Below are 14723 nucleotides of genomic sequence, written 5' to 3' on the forward strand. Positions count from 1 at the left end.
AGCCCCGACGCCTTACCGATACCGCGTCGGGGCTGAAGCCCCTCCCACAGAAAAGCGGCACAGCGACGAATTTGCGAAAATCCCGAATCCCGAATCCCGAATCCCGAATCCCGAATCCCGAATCCCGGCTTTTGCCGTCATCGTTCCTACATGCGCTGGACATGTTCGCTTCACTGCATTGCGCGAGGCTTAGTCAAACCGGAGCCCCCGCATGCGCTACGCGATCGTCACCGAGACGTATCCCCCTGAGGTCAACGGCGTCGCGCTGACCGTGCAGGGGCTGGAACTGGGGCTGCGCGCGCGCGGCCATACCGTCGACGTGGTGCGTCCGCGTCAGGCCGGCGACGCCGACCCGGCGGATCTGCGGCTGGTGCGCGGTGCGGCGCTGCCGCGCTACCCCGGATTGAAATTCGGCCTGCCCGCGCCGCGGCGCCTGACCAAGCTGTGGCAGGCGGCGCCGCCGGATGCGGTGTACATCGCCACCGAGGGCCCGCTGGGCTGGTCGGCGCTGCGCAGCGCGCGGCGCCTGGGCATTCCGATCGCCACCGGCTTCCACACCCGCTTCGACGAGTACCTGCCGCAGTACGGCGCGGCCTGGCTGCAGTCGACCGCGCTGCGCTGGATGCGGCGCTTCCACAACCAGGCCCAGGCGACCCTGGTCCCGACCCGCGAACTGCGCGACTTCCTCGCCACCCAGGGGTTCGAGCGGGTGCGCCTGCTGGCGCGCGCGGTGGACAGCAAGCAGTTCGAGCCGCAGCGCCGCGATCCGCAGTTGCGCGCGCAATGGGGCCTGCAGGACGACGACTGCGCGGTGCTCTACGTGGGCCGCATCGCCTCGGAGAAGAACCTGCCGCTGGCGGTGCGCGCGTTCCGCCAGTTGCAGCAGCAGCGTCCGCGGGCGCGCTTCGTCTGGGTCGGCGACGGTCCGCTGCGCGAGCGTCTGGCGCAGGAGAATCCCGACTTCATTTTCTGCGGCATCCAGCGCGGCGACGCGCTGGCGCGGCATTTCGCCAGCGGCGACCTGTTCCTGTTCCCCAGCCGCAGCGAGACCTTCGGCAACGTGACCCTGGAAGCGATGGCCAGTGGCGTCGCCACCGTCGCCTTCGACTACGGCGCGGCGCGCGAATACCTGCGCGACGGCATCAATGGTGCAGCGGTGGCCGACGACGAGGCCTTCATCGCCGCCGCGCTGCGCCTGGGCAGCGACGACGCGCTGCGCCAGCGCCTCGGCGAGGCGGCCTGCGCGTCGATGCAGCAACTGCGCCCGGAGCGCGTGGTGGCCGATTTCGATGCCCTGCTCAACCAACTGGCGGACACTCGGAGGACGCATGTCGACGCGGCTTGAGATCCTGCGCGGGCACGAGACCCGCTGGTGCCGGCGCGCCAACCACTGGTGCCGGCGGCGCTCGGTGCGACGCTTCTTCGCGGTGATCAGCCGCCTCGGCGACGGCGTGTTCTGGTATGCGCTGATGACCCTGCTGGTGCTGTGCGACGGCATGGACGGCGTGTTCGCCTCCGCGCACATGGCCGCCACCGGCGTGGTCGCGCTGAGCCTGTACAAGGGTCTGAAGCGCTGGACCCGCCGCCCGCGTCCATACGCCGCCGACCTGCGCATCCGCGCCTGGGTGGCGCCGCTGGACGAGTTCAGCTTCCCCTCCGGCCACACCCTGCACGCGGTGTCCTTCGGCATCGTCGCCCTGGCCTACTACCCCTGGCTGGCGCCATTGCTTGTGCCCTTCATCGCCTGCGTGGCGCTGTCGCGGGTGGTGCTGGGCCTGCACTACCCCAGCGACGTGCTCGCCGCCACCGGCATCGGCACGTTGTTGGCGGGCGTGTCGTTGTGGTTGGTATGAGGCTGGGAATGGGGAGTCGGGAATAGGGAATAGGAACGGCGAGGGCTTTTGCCATTCCCGATTCCCGTTTCTCCATTCCCGGCGGTACTACAATGGCCGAATGACCACGTTGTTCATCTCCGACCTGCATCTGGACCCGGCACGGCCGGCGATCACCGCGCTGTTTCTCGACTTCCTGCGCGGGCAGGCGCGGCAGGCCGAGGCGTTGTACATCCTCGGCGACCTGTTCGAGGCCTGGATCGGCGACGACACGCCGTCCGAGGCGGCCGATGCGGTGGCGGTGGAGCTGCACGCGCTGCACGAGGCCGGGGTGCCGGTGTTCTTCATGCACGGCAACCGCGACTTCCTGCTCGGCGCCGACTACGCGCGGCGCGCCGGCCTGCGCCTGCTGCCCGATCCCTGCGTGATCGATCTGTACGGCGAGCCGACCCTGCTGCTGCACGGCGACCTGCTGTGCACCGACGACACCGCCTACCAGGCGTTCCGCGCGCAGACCCGCGACCCGGCCTTCCAGCAGCAGTTCCTGGCGCAGCCGCTGGCCGCGCGCATCGCCTACGCGCAGCAGGCGCGCGCCGCCAGTCAGGCGCGCCAGGCCGAGTTGAAACAGGACGACAGCGCGCAGTTCGAAACCGTCACCGACGTGGCCCCGGCCGAAGTCGCCGCCACCTTCGCCCGCTACGGCGTAGCGCGGATGATCCATGGCCACACCCACCGGCCGGCGGTGCATGCGCTGGACGTGGACGGTCGCGCCTGCACCCGCATCGTGCTCGGCGACTGGTACGAACAGGGTTCGGTGCTGCGCGTGGACGCGCAGGGCTGCCAACTGCAACAGCTCTAGCGCCAGCGTCCGGCGCGGCCGTGGGCAGCCCGGCGATGCGCACCCGGCACGTCGCGGCAACGCATTTCCCTGCGACCGCGGCGCGGCTGCAGGACGGCGCCGAATAGCGCTTCGGCCCCGGATTCCGCAGGGCCGCCGAGGACGGCATCCCAGCGCACCGGGTCGTCTCCGCCCACCTCATGGCAGTCCGCAATCAGGCCTGACGATCCGGGCCGCGACGTCGACACCGCCCACATCCAGGCCACCGTCCTCCACCCGCGTTTCCTGGCCGCGCACCGCCGCGACCACGCGCGCGGCGCGGTGCGAAAATCCGCCTGTCAGGGCAAGCCGCCACCGGCTTGCTGCTGCCGCCATTGCGCGTATTCGACGAAGTCGCCGTCGACCACGTCGTACCACTGGATCGCACCGGAGCGCTCGACACGGAAGCGGTCGCGGACCGGCTCGGTCTGCGGGTCGCCCGGGCAACCGTCGCCGTGCTTCTCGCGTACGGCGATCTCGATCGCCACCGGCGCGGCGGCCTCGGGTGCGGCCGCTGCAGACGCTGCCGGGGAGGCGGCGTCCTCGCCGTCCTCGACAACGTAGCCCAGGCACTGCAGATCGGGATAGGCATGATCGGCCGACAGGCGCGCCTGCAACACGTCCATCGCGCGGTTTCCGTCGAAGGTGTCGGCCGGTGCGGTCGGCGGGGTCGCCCGCGGCGCGTCGGTCTTGGCGGCCGGCGACGGGGTCTCGGTCTGCCGGTCGGGAGCGGGGCCGCAGCCCGCGCTCAGCATCGCCAGCAGCAGCGCGGCCGGCAGTCGCATGCGCTTGAACATCGTCGATCCCAGGAAGTCGGTCGGCACCGGCCGCGCCGGTACCGCTTCCCAGCATAGCCGAAGCGGACGCCGCCGCGCCCGCTCCAGCCGTCTTCGCCGCGCGTGGCGCAGGCACGCGGCCTGCGCCACGCGCGCGCCGGCTCAACGGAACCCGGCCACCGTCGCCTTGGTGTTGACCAGCACGCGCTGGTTGTCGGCGGTGCTGGCATTGCCCATCGGCACGCCGTTGTAGGACACGTTCGGGTTGGACCAGTAGTTCAGCCGCGGGCAGCTGCTGGTGCAGTTGTAGGCCATGATCGTGCGCCAGCTGTTGCCGTAGCGATAGCCGTGGCCATAGGCGTACGGCGAGGTGCTGGAGTCGGTGGCCACGTCGTGGCGCGCGCTCTGCAGGTGGCCGATCTCGTGGGCGAAGCTGTAGTAGCCGGTGGCGCAATCCCAGTACACCGCCGCGAACGCGGTGGCGGCGGTGGAACCGATGCCCGAGGCGAGACCGCAATAGGCGGAGTTGTCGATGATCAGCACGCCGACGTCGGCCGCGGTGCTGTTGCGCGAGGTATGGATGCTGTCCATGTAGCCGTCGCTGGTGCCGCGGAAGCGGGTCAGATCGGTGTTGAAGTCGCCGGACTCGGTGTAGTTGGTGGTCTCGTAGCCGGCCAGCTGCATGGTGATGCCGACATTGCTGTTGGTGTAGCCCTGGTTGGACTCGGCCACCGCCAACTGCACCAGCGACTGCATGTTGCCGCCGTAGCTGGTCACCGCCTTGTTGGTCGCCACCACCAGCACACGGATGGTCGCGGGCGAACCCGACGAGGCACCGGCGGCGGTCACGCGTTCGTCGATCACCGACTGCGGCATCTGCACGGTCGGCAGCAGCGCGTAGTCGGCCGGATGCTCGGCCGGCATGCGGCGTTCGTCGACCTCCACCAGCACATGGCCGCCACCGGCGATCGGACGCAGGTGGAACAGGGTGCCGTTGCTGCGGATGCTGCCGGTGATGGTGTCGCCGCTGCGCACCAGGATCGCCGAGTTCAGCGGATCCAGGCCGGACAGCGCACGGGTCCGCGCCACCGCGGCATTGCCGAGATTGCCGTACCAGATGCTGTTGCCGCCTTCCAATTGCTCGGTCTTCAACTGCGTGGCGGTGATGCGCTGGCCCAGCAGGTCCAGCTCGAGTTGCTTCTGTCCGGCGGTGACCGCGGCGGCGTTCACGCCGACCCGCTGCACCGCGCCGGTGGCGGGATTGGCCAGCAGGCGGCTCAGCGCCGGCTCGCCGGCGATGGACTTGGAGACGTACTGGCTGCTCTGGAATAGGGGCGTTCCGGCTGCGGAGGCGGAACCGGCGACACACAGGGCAAGCATCGCGGTAAGGCTGCACATCGACTTCATGTCGGACTCCTGGGTGGTGAGTAGGGACGAACGTCGCCCCGCGCGCGGCCGGAGACGGGGGAGGCCGCGCGGGGGAGTTCGATTAGCCGCTCAGCCACCGTTCAGCGCAAGCAACAAATGGAGCGGGGTCTCCGCTCGGAGATAGGCGTCACAGAACGCACGCAAGGGCGTTCATGCCGCCGCCTGCGCGTTGACGCGACCCGGGCGCCATGCCGCGGGAGGACGCCGCCTCAGCCGGCCTGCTGCTGCAGCGCCAGCAATTCGTCCTCGTCGAACCCGGCCAGCAGGCGCGCCTGCAGGTTGAACGGGCCGTGCAGGTAGCCACCGGCGTACTCGCGCAGCAGGGCGGCGAAGCGGGCACGCGGCTCGATCCCGGCCTGTGCGCAGTACCAGCGGTACCAGCGCGAGCCGGCGGCCACGTGCGCCACTTCCTCGCGCAGGATGATGTCCAGGATGTCGGCGGTGGCGTCGTCGCCGAGCGCGCGCAGCTTGGCGATCATGCCCGGGGTCACGTCCAGGCCGCGCGCCTCCAGCACGCGCGGCACCAGCGCCATCCGCGCCAGGCCGTCGTGGGCGGTCTTCTCGCACATCTCCCACAGGCCGTTGTGCGCGGCGAAATCGCCGTAGGCATGGCCCAGCGCGCGCAGGCGGTCGCGCAGCAGCACGAAATGGCGCGATTCGTCGTCCGCCACCGCCACCCAGTCGGCGTAGAACGCCGGCGGCAGGCCGCGGAAGCGGTAGACCGCGTCCCAGGCCAGGTCGATGGCGTTGAGTTCGATGTGGGCGATGGCGTGGATGAACGCCGCACGGCCCTCGGCACTGCCGAGGCCGCGTCGCGGCAGCTCGCGTGGATGCACCAGCAGCGGTCGCGGTGGCCGCCCCGGCATGCGGATCGGCTCGGGCGGCGGCGCCGCGGCCGGCACCGCGAGCGCGCCATCACGCCAGGCCGCGGCATGGCGCTGGGTCAGCGCCACCTTCTCGTCGGGATCGGCGGCGTCCAGGCAGGCGCGCGCGGCCTGGTACAGGTCTCCGTTCACGGCGCCACCGGCGGATGCGCGGCCACTTGGCGCCGTTCCAGCCAGGTGCGCTGGGCCTGCTCGCAGCGGTTGCCGGGCACCTTGAACACGCAGTCCACGCGATGTGCGCAGGCCAGGGCGAAGGCGCTGCGGCGGTCGGCCGCGGGCGGTTCGGGGATGCTCGCCAGCGGTGCGCCCGACGGCCAGCCGGCGTCGACGCCGATGCCGGCGGCAAGCAGGCGCGCCGTGCCATCCCGGCAATCGACGGCATACCCCCACTGCGGCGCATCGGCGCGCACGTCGTCGGAGGAGCCCTGCGCACGCAGGCGCAGGAGCAGCAGGTCCTCGCCGATGCGCTGCGCTCCGGCGATCGCCAACGGTGCGCGGTAGCCCGGCTGCAGCACCGCCAGCTGGTCCGGGGCCATGTACAGCTGCAGCATGGTCAACTGCGCACTCGGCACACTGCCGTCGCGCAGGCGCGGATCGTCCAGCGCCTGCACCGGCCGCGTGGCGTCGTCAGCAGTGCAGCCGCCGCACAGCGCCGCCAGACCCGCCAGCGCGAGCATGCGCCGCGCCCGGGCGCGGCGGCGGGACTCAGGCACGGCGCTTGCGCTTGGCCTCGTCCGAGCGCAGCTGCATGATCCGCTCGAAATAGCCGGGTTCGATGCCGGTGGTGTACTGGCCGTTGAAGCACGAGGAGTCGAACGCCTTCAGTTCCGGGTTGCCCTCGCGCACCGCGGTCTCCAGGTCTTCCAGGTCCTGGTAGATCAGCCAGTCGCAGCCGAGGAATTCCTGGATCTCCTGCTCGCTGCGGCCGTGCGCGACCAGTTCGTCGGCGGCCGGCATGTCGATGCCGTAGATGTTGGGATAGCGCACCGGCGGCGCCGCGCTGGCCAGGTACACCTTGCGCGCGCCGGCGTCGCGCGCCATCTGCACGATCTGCCGGCTGGTGGTGCCGCGCACGATCGAATCGTCGACCAGCAGCACCACGCGGTTGCGGAATTCCAGGTGGATCGGATTGAGCTTGCGGCGCACCGACTTCACCCGCTCGCCCTGCCCCGGCATGATGAAGGTGCGGCCGATGTAGCGGTTCTTGACGAAGCCCTCGCGGTACTTCACCCCGAGCACGTTGGAGATCTCCAGCGCGGCGTCGCGCGAGGTGTCCGGGATCGGAATGATGGTGTCGATGTCGTGGTCCGGGCGCAGGCGCAGGATCTTCTCGCCCAGCTTCATGCCCATGCGCATGCGCGCCTTGTGCACCGAGACGTTGTCGATCATCGAGTCCGGCCGCGCGAAGTACACGTACTCGAAGATGCACGGGGTGTGGTCGGTGGGCGAGGCGCAGACCTCGGAGAACAGCTCGCCGCGGCCGGTGATCACCAGCGCTTCGCCGGGGCGCACGTCGCGCACGCGGGTGAAGCCGAGGATGTCCAGCGCCGAGGACTCGGAGGCGACGATGTACTCGTCGCCCTCCACGCTCTCGCGCTTGCCAAGCACCAGCGGACGTATGCCGTGCGGGTCGCGGAACGCGACCAGGCCCAGGCCCAGCACCACGCTGACCACCGCGTAGCCGCCCTTGCAGCGGCGGTGCACGCCGGCCACGGCGCGGATCGCCGCCTCCGGGGTCAGCATGCGCTGCGCGTCGAGCTCGTAGGCGAACACGTTCAGCAGCACTTCGCTGTCCGAATCGGTGTTGATGTTGCGGCGGTCCGCCTCGAACACCTGCTGGCGCAGGGCTTCGGTATTGACCAGGTTGCCGTTGTGGGCCAGCGCGATGCCGTACGGCGAATTCACGTAGAACGGCTGCGCCTCGTCCATGCCTTCCGAGCCGGCGGTCGGATAGCGGCAATGGGCGATGCCGACGCGGCCTTCCAGCACCGCCATGCGCTTCTCGTCGAAGACGTCGCGGACCAGCCCGTTGGCCTTCTGCACGCGCAGGCGGGTGCCGTCGGCGGTGGCGATGCCCGCCGCGTCCTGGCCGCGGTGCTGTAGCACGGCCAGGCCGTCATAGAGTTGCCCGGCCACGTTCTGGTTGCCGACGATTCCGACGATGCCACACATGTCAACGCTCTCCGCGGCGGGGATGCCGCTATTGGGAAGGTGGCCGTGCCTGGCCGTTGGGTTCGACCCGTGCCGGGTCGAATTGCGCCGGACGCGCCTGCGCCGGATCGATGTTCGCGGGCATCAGTTGCGACGGATCGCCCCCGGGCTGCGCGGACCGCACCCCAGGACGTCCCAGGGCCTTGGACATCATCTCCTGCAGCCCACTGGCCTGCAGGGCGTTGCCCAGCGCGGCATTATCGCCTGCCGCGGGCAAGTTGCCCAAATTCATCTGCGACACGTTCAGTTGCGGCATCTGCGACAGGTTCATCTGCGGCATCTGCGGCATGTGCCAGTCCGGTATCTGCGCGCGCATCCAGCCCACGCCCGGCTTGAGCACCGGCAACACCATGGAATGCTGCCAGTCCGGCTCGCGGGTCAGCGGGGTGAAGCTCATCAGGAACGCCAGCACCGCGGCGAAGAAGCCGCCGCGCGCCGCACCCAGGCCGAAGCCGAGCGCGCGGTCGGTGCCCGACAGCGCGGTCGAGCGCACCGCGGTGCGGATCACCATGCCGGTGATGCCGACCACCGCCATCACCGTCACGAAGGTCAGCGCGTAGCCGCCCAGGTAGTAGCTCATGCTCGGCCGGGACCCGTTGGCCAGCCACTGCCCGGCATTGCCGCCGAACTGGAACGTGGCCCAGCCGGCCAGGAACCAGGACAGCGTGCCGACCACGATGCCGACGAACCCGCGCAGGGCCCCGAGCAGGGCCGAGACCAGGATCACCGTCAACAGCACCATGTCGATCATGCGCGCCTCCCGCGGCCGAGCCGCTGCATCGCGCCGATCGCGCGTCGCGCCTGCCTTCCCTGGACCATCGTGCTACTCCATGGGCCGAAGCCCGATCAAGGATGTGGACGTACCATACCGCTGATACCGACCTTGGCTGCCACCTGGGCGCGCAACTGCTCGGCATCGGCGCGGTTGGCGACCGGGCCGACCCGCACCCGGTTCAGCGCGCCCTTGTCGGTGCGCACCTGCTCGACGAAGGCGCTGAAGCCGGCCGCGCGCACCTTGTCGCGCAGGGCATTGGCGTCCTCGGCCTTGCCGAACGCGCCCAGCTGCACGGCGAAGCCGGTGCCGGAAGCGGCAGGCGCGGCCGGCACGCTCGGCGCCGGCTTGGCGGCCGCCGTGGTGGCCGGGGTCGCCACGGGCTTGGCGGGTTCGGGCTTGGTCGCAGCCGGCTTGGCCGGTTCCGGCTTGGGCGCCGGCGGCGTCGCCGGCTTGGTGGTGGCGACCGGCTTGGCCGGCTCCGGCGGCAGCGCCTCGGTCCTGGCCGGGGCGGCGGGCGCGACGGCGGCGACGTTGCTGGCGGCAGCCGGCGTAGCGCTGGCCGGGGTGGCGTTGCTCGGCGCCGCATCCAGGGTCACCACCTGGGCGTTGACGTCGTTGCGGACCTTGACCGCCTGCAGGCGCACGGATTCGGCCTGGGCGCGATCGGCATACGGTCCGATCCGCACCCGCCAGGCCTGGCGCCCGCCGATCGTGGCCTGCTCGCGGAAGCCCGGCAGCTGCGCCTGCTTGAGCCGCGCGATCACCGCATCGGCGTCGGCGGCGGTGGCGTAGGCGCCGAAATTCACCGCGTAGTTGCCGGCGGCCGTGCTCGGCGGCAACGGTTGCGCGGCGCTGCCCGCGGCCGGATCGGCCAGGTCGGCGGCATCGGGGTTGTCCTTGACCGGCGCCGGCGCGGCGGCTGGCGCAGCGGCGGCGCCCGGCGCCTTGGCCATGCCCACCGCCCCGCCACTGGGTGCGTCGCCCGGGGTCACCAGCGGCAGCTCGCGGGTCTCGAACTGGCCGTCGGCCGGCGCGTCGGGCGCCTTCAGCGGCACATTGGCCACGCCGCTGTCGGGCGCAGGCCCCTTCACCAGCATCGGCAGGAAGATCACGGCGAGCGCTACCAGGACAAGGGCGCCAATCAATCGCTGTTTCAGGACGGTATCCACGGAAAGGCTGAGGGGGCGGCGTGGCGGAGTGCCGTGCCGATTATAAGGTGGGCCCGCGCGGAGGCGGGATCAGCCGGCTGAATGCAGCCAGTGCAAGGCCTCGGCGGCGGTATGGAACGAACCGAACACCAGCACCCGGTCGCCCGGCTGCGCCTGCGCCAACGCCGATTGCAGCGCCTGCGCCACGCTCTCGGCGCCGCCGGCCTCGGCGGCGGCGGTCCCCGCCAACCGCGCGCGCAACTGCGCAGCGCTCTGGCCGCGGTTGCCGGCCAGGCCGGCCAGGTGCCAGGCATCGACCTGCGCAGCCAGTGCCTCCACCACGCCGGCGGCGTCCTTGTCGGCCAGCGCCGCGAACACCGCGCAGGTGCGGCCGGCGACCGGCTGCGCCTGCAGCGCGGCGGCCAGTTCGCGGGCCGCCTGCGGGTTGTGGCCGACGTCGACCAGCACCTCCACCCCGTCGCGCAGGCACGGCTGCAGGCGCCCGCGCAGGCGCGCGGCGGCGATGCCCTCGGCGTAGGCGTTGCGTGGCAGCGAGCGACGCAGCGCACGCAGGGCGGCGATGGCGGTGGCGGCGTTGGCGCGCTGCACCGGCGCGCGCAGCTGCGGCAACGGCAACTGCAGTTCGGTGCCGACGTCGCGCCAGCGCCAGCGGTCGGCGTCGATCGGCTCGTGGAAGAAGTCGCTGCCGGCGCGCAGCGCATTGGCGCCGATCGCGTAAGCGCGGCGCAGCACGCTGGAGGGCGGATCGATCTCGCCCAGCACCAGCGGTTTCCACGGCCGCGCGATGCCGGCCTTCTCCGCGCCGATCGCTTCGCGGTCGGTGCCGAGCCAGTCGGTGTGGTCGATGTCCACGGTGGTGATGACCGCCACGTCGGCATCGACCAGGTTCACCGCATCCAGGCGGCCGCCGAGGCCGACTTCCAGCACCGCCAGTTCCAGCTTGGCCTGCTGGAAGAGCCATAGCGCCGCCAACGTGCCGTATTCGAAGTACGTCAGCGCGGTGTCGCCGCGCGCGGCCTCCACTGCCGCGAAGGCGGTCACCAGATCGGCATCGCTGGCCTCTTCGCCGTCGATGCGCACGCGCTCGTTGTAGCGCAGCAGGTGCGGCGAGGTGTAGCTGCCCACCCGCCAGCCGGCGGCACGCGCGATGGCCTCGACGAAGGCGACGGTCGAGCCCTTGCCGTTTGTCCCGCCGACGGTGATGACGTGCTTGGCCGGCTTGGTCAGGCGCATGCGTGCGGCGACCGCGCGCACCCGTTCCAGGCCCATGGCGATGTCCTGGGGGTGCTGGCGCTCGATGTAGGCGAGCCATTCGGGGAGGGTGTTCATGGAGACGATTGAACTCGACTGATGCGACAACAGCACGCGCACTCATAGCGGCGACGCATTTTGCTGCTGCTTTGGTTTTGGTTCTGGTTTTGGCTGTTGCTGTTGCTGTGGCGGTTGCTTTGGCGGTTGCTTTGGCTTTGGCTGTTCCGGATCCCGTGAGGCACGGCAAGCAGGCCGGATAAAAACCCCGCAGGGGCGGCGCGCAGGACGCGCGCCGTTTTTCGACGGCACATGGATGTGCCGCCGAAAAATGTCCGGCCTGCTTGCGCACCCGGAGCGCGCAGCGCGGAGGGCGTGCCGCCCGGGTGTGCTTTCTTTTGGTTACTTTTCTTTGCACAAGCAAAGAAAAGTGACTCGCGCGCCAAGCGCGAAAGCACTTGCACTTGCACTTGCAGTTGCACTTGCAGTTGCACTACGCAGTGCACTCAGAACGAATCGAAAGAAACTAAAGCGCCCGATGCTTCGCCTCGCCAAAGAACGGCGTGTGATGCGCGCAATCGTTCAAGCGCACCACTTCCAGATGCTCCACGTCCGGCCCTTCCAGCAGGTTCAGCGTGGTCGGCGCCTGGCGGAAACTCCACAGCCGCGCGATCGGCAGGCCCAGCACCCGGCACAGGATCACCCGGTTGACCGCATCGTGCGCCACCACCAGCAGCGTGTCGTGCTCGCCCAGGCCCTCGGCGGCGCGGGTCAGGCCACGCCAGGAACGCTCCAGCACCTGCCGCAGCGACTCGCCACCCGGCATCAGCACCGTATCCGGTTCCTCGCGCCAGGCGCGCAGACGCGCCGGATCCTTCTCGTGGATCTCGCTGGCCAACAGGCCTTCCCACTCGCCATGGGCGATCTCCTGCAGGTCCGGATCGGTCTGCAGCAACGCCTCGCGCTCAGGGCCCAGCGCGAAGCGCGCGGTGCGCTGCGCGCGCGCCAGCGGCGAGGCCACGGCGCGGGTCAGCGGCACGTCGCGCAGGCGTGCGCCCAGCGCCTGCGCCTGGGCGTCGCCGACCGGCGACAGCGGGATGTCGATCTGGCCCTGGTAGCGGCCTTCGGCGTTCCACGGGGTTTCGCCATGGCGGGCGAGCAGAATGCGCATGCGCTGGATTCCTTGGGGGGGAAGGGGCCGTCTCGCAAACGAAAACGGAGCGGCATGATACCCGCTCCGTCGCCGGAAACCCTGTGCTGCATCCCGCGTGCCCGCCGCGGCGTGCCGGGGCGGACATGCGGACGGCGGCCGTAGCCGCCGCCCGCCGGAACCTGGCTCACTTGGCCAGGTTCAACTCCTTCAACAGCCGCGGCGCCGGCATCACTTCCTGCATGATCCAGTGCAGGTAGCGCGAATCGACCGCAATCATGCGCGTCATCGCCGGATCGAACACCCAGTTCGAGCTCACCGACTCCCAGTTGCCGTCGAAGGCCAGGCCGACCAGCTTGCCGTGGGCGTCCATCACCGGCGAGCCGGAATTGCCGCCGGTGATGTCCAGGTCGGACAGGAAGTTGACCGGCACCGTGCCCAGCCGCTTGTCCTCCAGCCCACCGTAGCGCTTGGCCTTGGCCGCCTCCAGCAACGCCTTGGGCGAGTCGAACGGCTCCACGCCGGTGTCCTTGGCGACCACGCCTTCCAGCGTGGTGAACGGGGTGTAGGCCACGCCGTCCTTGGGCGCATAGCCCTTGACGTTGCCGAAGGTGATACGCAGCGAGAAGTTGGCGTCCGGATACACGAATTCGCCCTGGCTCTTCTTGTAGTCGGCCACGGCCTGCAGGTAGCGAGGACGCGCCAGCAGTTCCTCGCCCTCACGACGCTTCTCGTCCTGCTCGATCTGCAGCAGGGTCGGCATCAATGCCACCGCATAGCGCAGCGCCGGGTCGTCGCTGGCCTCGAACGCGGCGCGGTCGGCATGCAGCCACTTCAGGCGCGCCTCGGTGTTGCCCAGATGGGTGCCGGCCAGACGCGTGGCGGCGGCCTGCGCGTCGGCACCGGCCAGCCACTGGTCCAGGGCCGGCAGGCGCTGCGCCTTCGGCAGCTTCAGGTACTGGTCGAACCAGTAGCGCTGCAACTGGCTGTCCATGGCCGCGACGTAGCGGCGCTCCATCTGCTTCATCACGCCCTCGATCTCGGGCAGATCGCGCTCCTGATAGCCCGGCTCGCGCTCGGCATCCGGCTTGGCGCGTTCGATCGACAGGCGGTACAAGGTCACTGCACTGCCGAGCACGCCAGTGCGACGCATCTGCCGCAGCACCAGGTCGCGGTCGCGGGTGGCCTTGGCCTGCTCGCCAAGCGCCAGCAGCTGCGCATGCGCCTGCAACGCCGCCTTGCCCTCGCCGCCCTGGCGCTTGAGCCAGGCCAGCACCGCGTCTTCCTCGGCATGCTTCTTGGCCGCCGCATCGATGCGCTGGAAGCCTTCCAACTGCCCCTCGTAGTTCTTGGCTGTGTTGTTCCAGTTGGCCATGGTCGCGGCGTACTTCACCTGGATGTCCGGGTTCTGCTTGCCGGCCTGCTCGACCAGCGCGATCAGGTCGCGGTACTGGCGCGCGCTGGTGGGATAGCCCCAGCTCGCGGTGGCGTCGAATTCGGAGGCCAGCGCGTAGCGGTTGGTGCGCCCCGGGTACCCGGCGACCATGACGAAATCGCCGGCGCCCAGCGGCTGGTCGGCGAACTTCAGGAAGTGCTTGGGCTGGTACGGCACGTTGTCCTTGGCGTAGGCAGCCGGCTTGCCGTCCTTGCCGACGTAGGCGCGGTAGAACGAGAAGTCGCCGGTGTGGCGCGGCCACATCCAGTTGTCGACGTCGCCGCCGAACTTGCCGATGCCCGACGGCGGCGCGTAGGCCAGGCGCACGTCGCGGATTTCCAGGGTGCGGAACAGGCGGTAGGTGTTGCCACCGGAGAAGCTGTACAGCTCGCAGCGGTAGCCGGCATCGGCTTCGCACGCGGCGACCTGGGCCTTGTCGAAATCTTCCAGCGCCTGCGTGCGCTTGAGCGCATCGTTGCCGGCGGCGGCCATCGCCGCCTTGGCCTGCGCGGTGACGTCGGTGATGCGGTCGAGCACGTAGATGCGCGCGTTCGGGCCCGCGCTCAGTTCGGCGCCCTGGCTGGCGGCGCTGAAGCCGTCGCGGATCAGGTTCTTCTGCGGAGTGGAGTTGAGCTGGATCGCGCCGTAGGCGCAGTGGTGGTTGGTCACCACCAGGCCCTGCGGCGAGACGAAGCTGGCGGTGCAGCCGCCGAGCGAGACGACCGCGCCCATCGGGTCGCCGGTGAGATCGGACAGTTGTTGCGGCGACAGCTTCAGGCCGGCCTGCTGCAGCGGCCCGGCGATGTCCGGCAACTGCTGCGGGACCCACATGCCCTCGCCAGCGTGGGCGACGGAGGCGCCGGACAGGGCGGCCACGGCGGCGATGGCGACAGCCAACGAATTCGAACGCATCGAATAGCTTCCTTGATGACAGACGT

At 70.3% G+C, this 14723-nt stretch carries 14 protein-coding genes; 4 read left to right on the forward strand and 10 right to left on the reverse strand.

Annotated elements, in window-relative coordinates; genetic code table 11:
• Positions 1 to 211 precede the first annotated feature (211 nt).
• The 3 genes from CEK69_RS06835 to lpxH all read left to right on the forward strand — a co-directional run bounded on the left by CEK69_RS06835 (position 212) and on the right by lpxH (position 2691).
• Positions 212 to 1345, forward strand: coding sequence for a glycosyltransferase family 1 protein (locus CEK69_RS06835; RefSeq protein WP_017907842.1), 1134 nt, complete (start codon positions 212 to 214; stop codon positions 1343 to 1345).
• On the forward strand, positions 1329 to 1853 hold the full coding sequence (locus CEK69_RS06840) for a phosphatase PAP2 family protein (RefSeq protein WP_152240266.1): 525 nt from the start codon (positions 1329 to 1331) through the stop codon (positions 1851 to 1853). Before CEK69_RS06835 ends, CEK69_RS06840 begins: the two co-directional genes overlap by 17 nt.
• 100 nt (positions 1854 to 1953) lie before the next feature.
• Positions 1954 to 2691, forward strand: coding sequence for a UDP-2,3-diacylglucosamine diphosphatase (gene lpxH, locus CEK69_RS06845; protein WP_152244622.1), 738 nt, complete (start codon positions 1954 to 1956; stop codon positions 2689 to 2691).
• 317 nt (positions 2692 to 3008) lie between these two features.
• Here lpxH and CEK69_RS06850 read toward each other — a convergent pair whose 3' ends face one another.
• The 8 genes from CEK69_RS06850 to folC all read right to left on the reverse strand — a co-directional run bounded on the left by CEK69_RS06850 (position 3009) and on the right by folC (position 11290).
• Positions 3009 to 3506 carry a hypothetical protein gene (locus tag CEK69_RS06850; protein ID WP_152244624.1) on the reverse strand — a complete coding sequence of 166 codons (498 nt, stop codon included), beginning with the start codon at positions 3504 to 3506 and terminating at the stop codon, positions 3009 to 3011.
• Positions 3507 to 3647: 141 nt separating this feature from the next.
• Positions 3648 to 4892, reverse strand: a complete 1245-nt coding sequence (locus tag CEK69_RS06855) for a zinc-dependent metalloprotease (protein ID WP_152236565.1) — start codon at positions 4890 to 4892, stop codon at positions 3648 to 3650.
• Positions 4893 to 5122: 230 nt separating this feature from the next.
• A complete protein-coding gene (locus tag CEK69_RS06860) occupies positions 5123 to 5974 on the reverse strand; it encodes a ferritin-like domain-containing protein (RefSeq protein WP_193313922.1) in 852 nt (283 codons plus the stop codon).
• Positions 5926 to 6474, reverse strand: a complete 549-nt coding sequence (locus tag CEK69_RS06865) for a hypothetical protein (RefSeq protein WP_152244654.1) — start codon at positions 6472 to 6474, stop codon at positions 5926 to 5928. The genes CEK69_RS06860 and CEK69_RS06865 overlap by 49 nt, the downstream gene beginning before the upstream one ends.
• Positions 6475 to 6502: 28 nt before the next feature.
• Positions 6503 to 7969 (reverse strand): amidophosphoribosyltransferase, encoded by a 1467-nt coding sequence (purF, locus tag CEK69_RS06870; RefSeq protein ID WP_017913998.1) that lies wholly within the window; start codon positions 7967 to 7969, stop codon positions 6503 to 6505.
• Between the two features lie 28 nt (positions 7970 to 7997).
• Positions 7998 to 8759 carry a CvpA family protein gene (locus CEK69_RS06875; RefSeq protein ID WP_017908612.1) on the reverse strand — a complete coding sequence of 254 codons (762 nt, stop codon included), beginning with the start codon at positions 8757 to 8759 and terminating at the stop codon, positions 7998 to 8000.
• A gap of 95 nt (positions 8760 to 8854) precedes the next feature.
• Positions 8855 to 9952, reverse strand: a complete 1098-nt coding sequence (locus CEK69_RS06880) for an SPOR domain-containing protein (RefSeq protein WP_152180702.1) — start codon at positions 9950 to 9952, stop codon at positions 8855 to 8857.
• Positions 9953 to 10021: 69 nt separating this feature from the next.
• Positions 10022 to 11290, reverse strand: a complete 1269-nt coding sequence (gene folC, locus CEK69_RS06885) for a bifunctional tetrahydrofolate synthase/dihydrofolate synthase (protein ID WP_152244656.1) — start codon at positions 11288 to 11290, stop codon at positions 10022 to 10024.
• On the opposite strand from folC, the gene CEK69_RS21015 reads away from it, so the two are divergent.
• Complete coding sequence (locus CEK69_RS21015) at positions 11290 to 11463, forward strand: hypothetical protein (RefSeq protein ID WP_167336236.1); 174 nt, start codon at positions 11290 to 11292, stop codon at positions 11461 to 11463. The genes folC and CEK69_RS21015 overlap by 1 nt on opposite strands.
• Positions 11464 to 11726: 263 nt before the next feature.
• On the opposite strand, the gene CEK69_RS06890 is transcribed toward CEK69_RS21015, so the two are convergent.
• Both CEK69_RS06890 and CEK69_RS06895 read right to left on the reverse strand, forming a co-directional pair.
• Complete coding sequence (locus tag CEK69_RS06890) at positions 11727 to 12371, reverse strand: histidine phosphatase family protein (RefSeq protein WP_152244626.1); 645 nt, start codon at positions 12369 to 12371, stop codon at positions 11727 to 11729.
• A 166-nt stretch (positions 12372 to 12537) separates the two neighbouring features.
• On the reverse strand, positions 12538 to 14697 hold the full coding sequence (locus CEK69_RS06895; protein ID WP_152244628.1) for a S46 family peptidase: 2160 nt from the start codon (positions 14695 to 14697) through the stop codon (positions 12538 to 12540).
• Positions 14698 to 14723: the final 26 nt, after the last annotated feature.

This window comes from Xanthomonas sp. LMG 12462, assembly GCF_009192885.1.
Taxonomy (GTDB): domain Bacteria; phylum Pseudomonadota; class Gammaproteobacteria; order Xanthomonadales; family Xanthomonadaceae; genus Xanthomonas_A; species Xanthomonas_A sontii.

Coding starts and splice junctions, on each gene's coding strand:
- CEK69_RS06840 (WP_152240266.1), top strand. CDS start 1,329: ATGTCGACGCGGCTTGAGATCCTGCGCGGGCACGAGACCCGCTGGTGC.
- CEK69_RS06835 (WP_017907842.1), top strand. CDS start 212: ATGCGCTACGCGATCGTCACCGAGACGTATCCCCCTGAGGTCAACGGC.
- CEK69_RS06850 (WP_152244624.1), bottom strand. CDS start 3,506: ATGTTCAAGCGCATGCGACTGCCGGCCGCGCTGCTGCTGGCGATGCTG.
- purF (WP_017913998.1), bottom strand. CDS start 7,969: ATGTGTGGCATCGTCGGAATCGTCGGCAACCAGAACGTGGCCGGGCAA.
- CEK69_RS06865 (WP_152244654.1), bottom strand. CDS start 6,474: ATGCTCGCGCTGGCGGGTCTGGCGGCGCTGTGCGGCGGCTGCACTGCT.
- CEK69_RS06875 (WP_017908612.1), bottom strand. CDS start 8,759: ATGATCGACATGGTGCTGTTGACGGTGATCCTGGTCTCGGCCCTGCTC.
- CEK69_RS06855 (WP_152236565.1), bottom strand. CDS start 4,892: ATGAAGTCGATGTGCAGCCTTACCGCGATGCTTGCCCTGTGTGTCGCC.
- CEK69_RS06890 (WP_152244626.1), bottom strand. CDS start 12,371: ATGCGCATTCTGCTCGCCCGCCATGGCGAAACCCCGTGGAACGCCGAA.
- CEK69_RS06895 (WP_152244628.1), bottom strand. CDS start 14,697: ATGCGTTCGAATTCGTTGGCTGTCGCCATCGCCGCCGTGGCCGCCCTG.
- lpxH (WP_152244622.1), top strand. CDS start 1,954: ATGACCACGTTGTTCATCTCCGACCTGCATCTGGACCCGGCACGGCCG.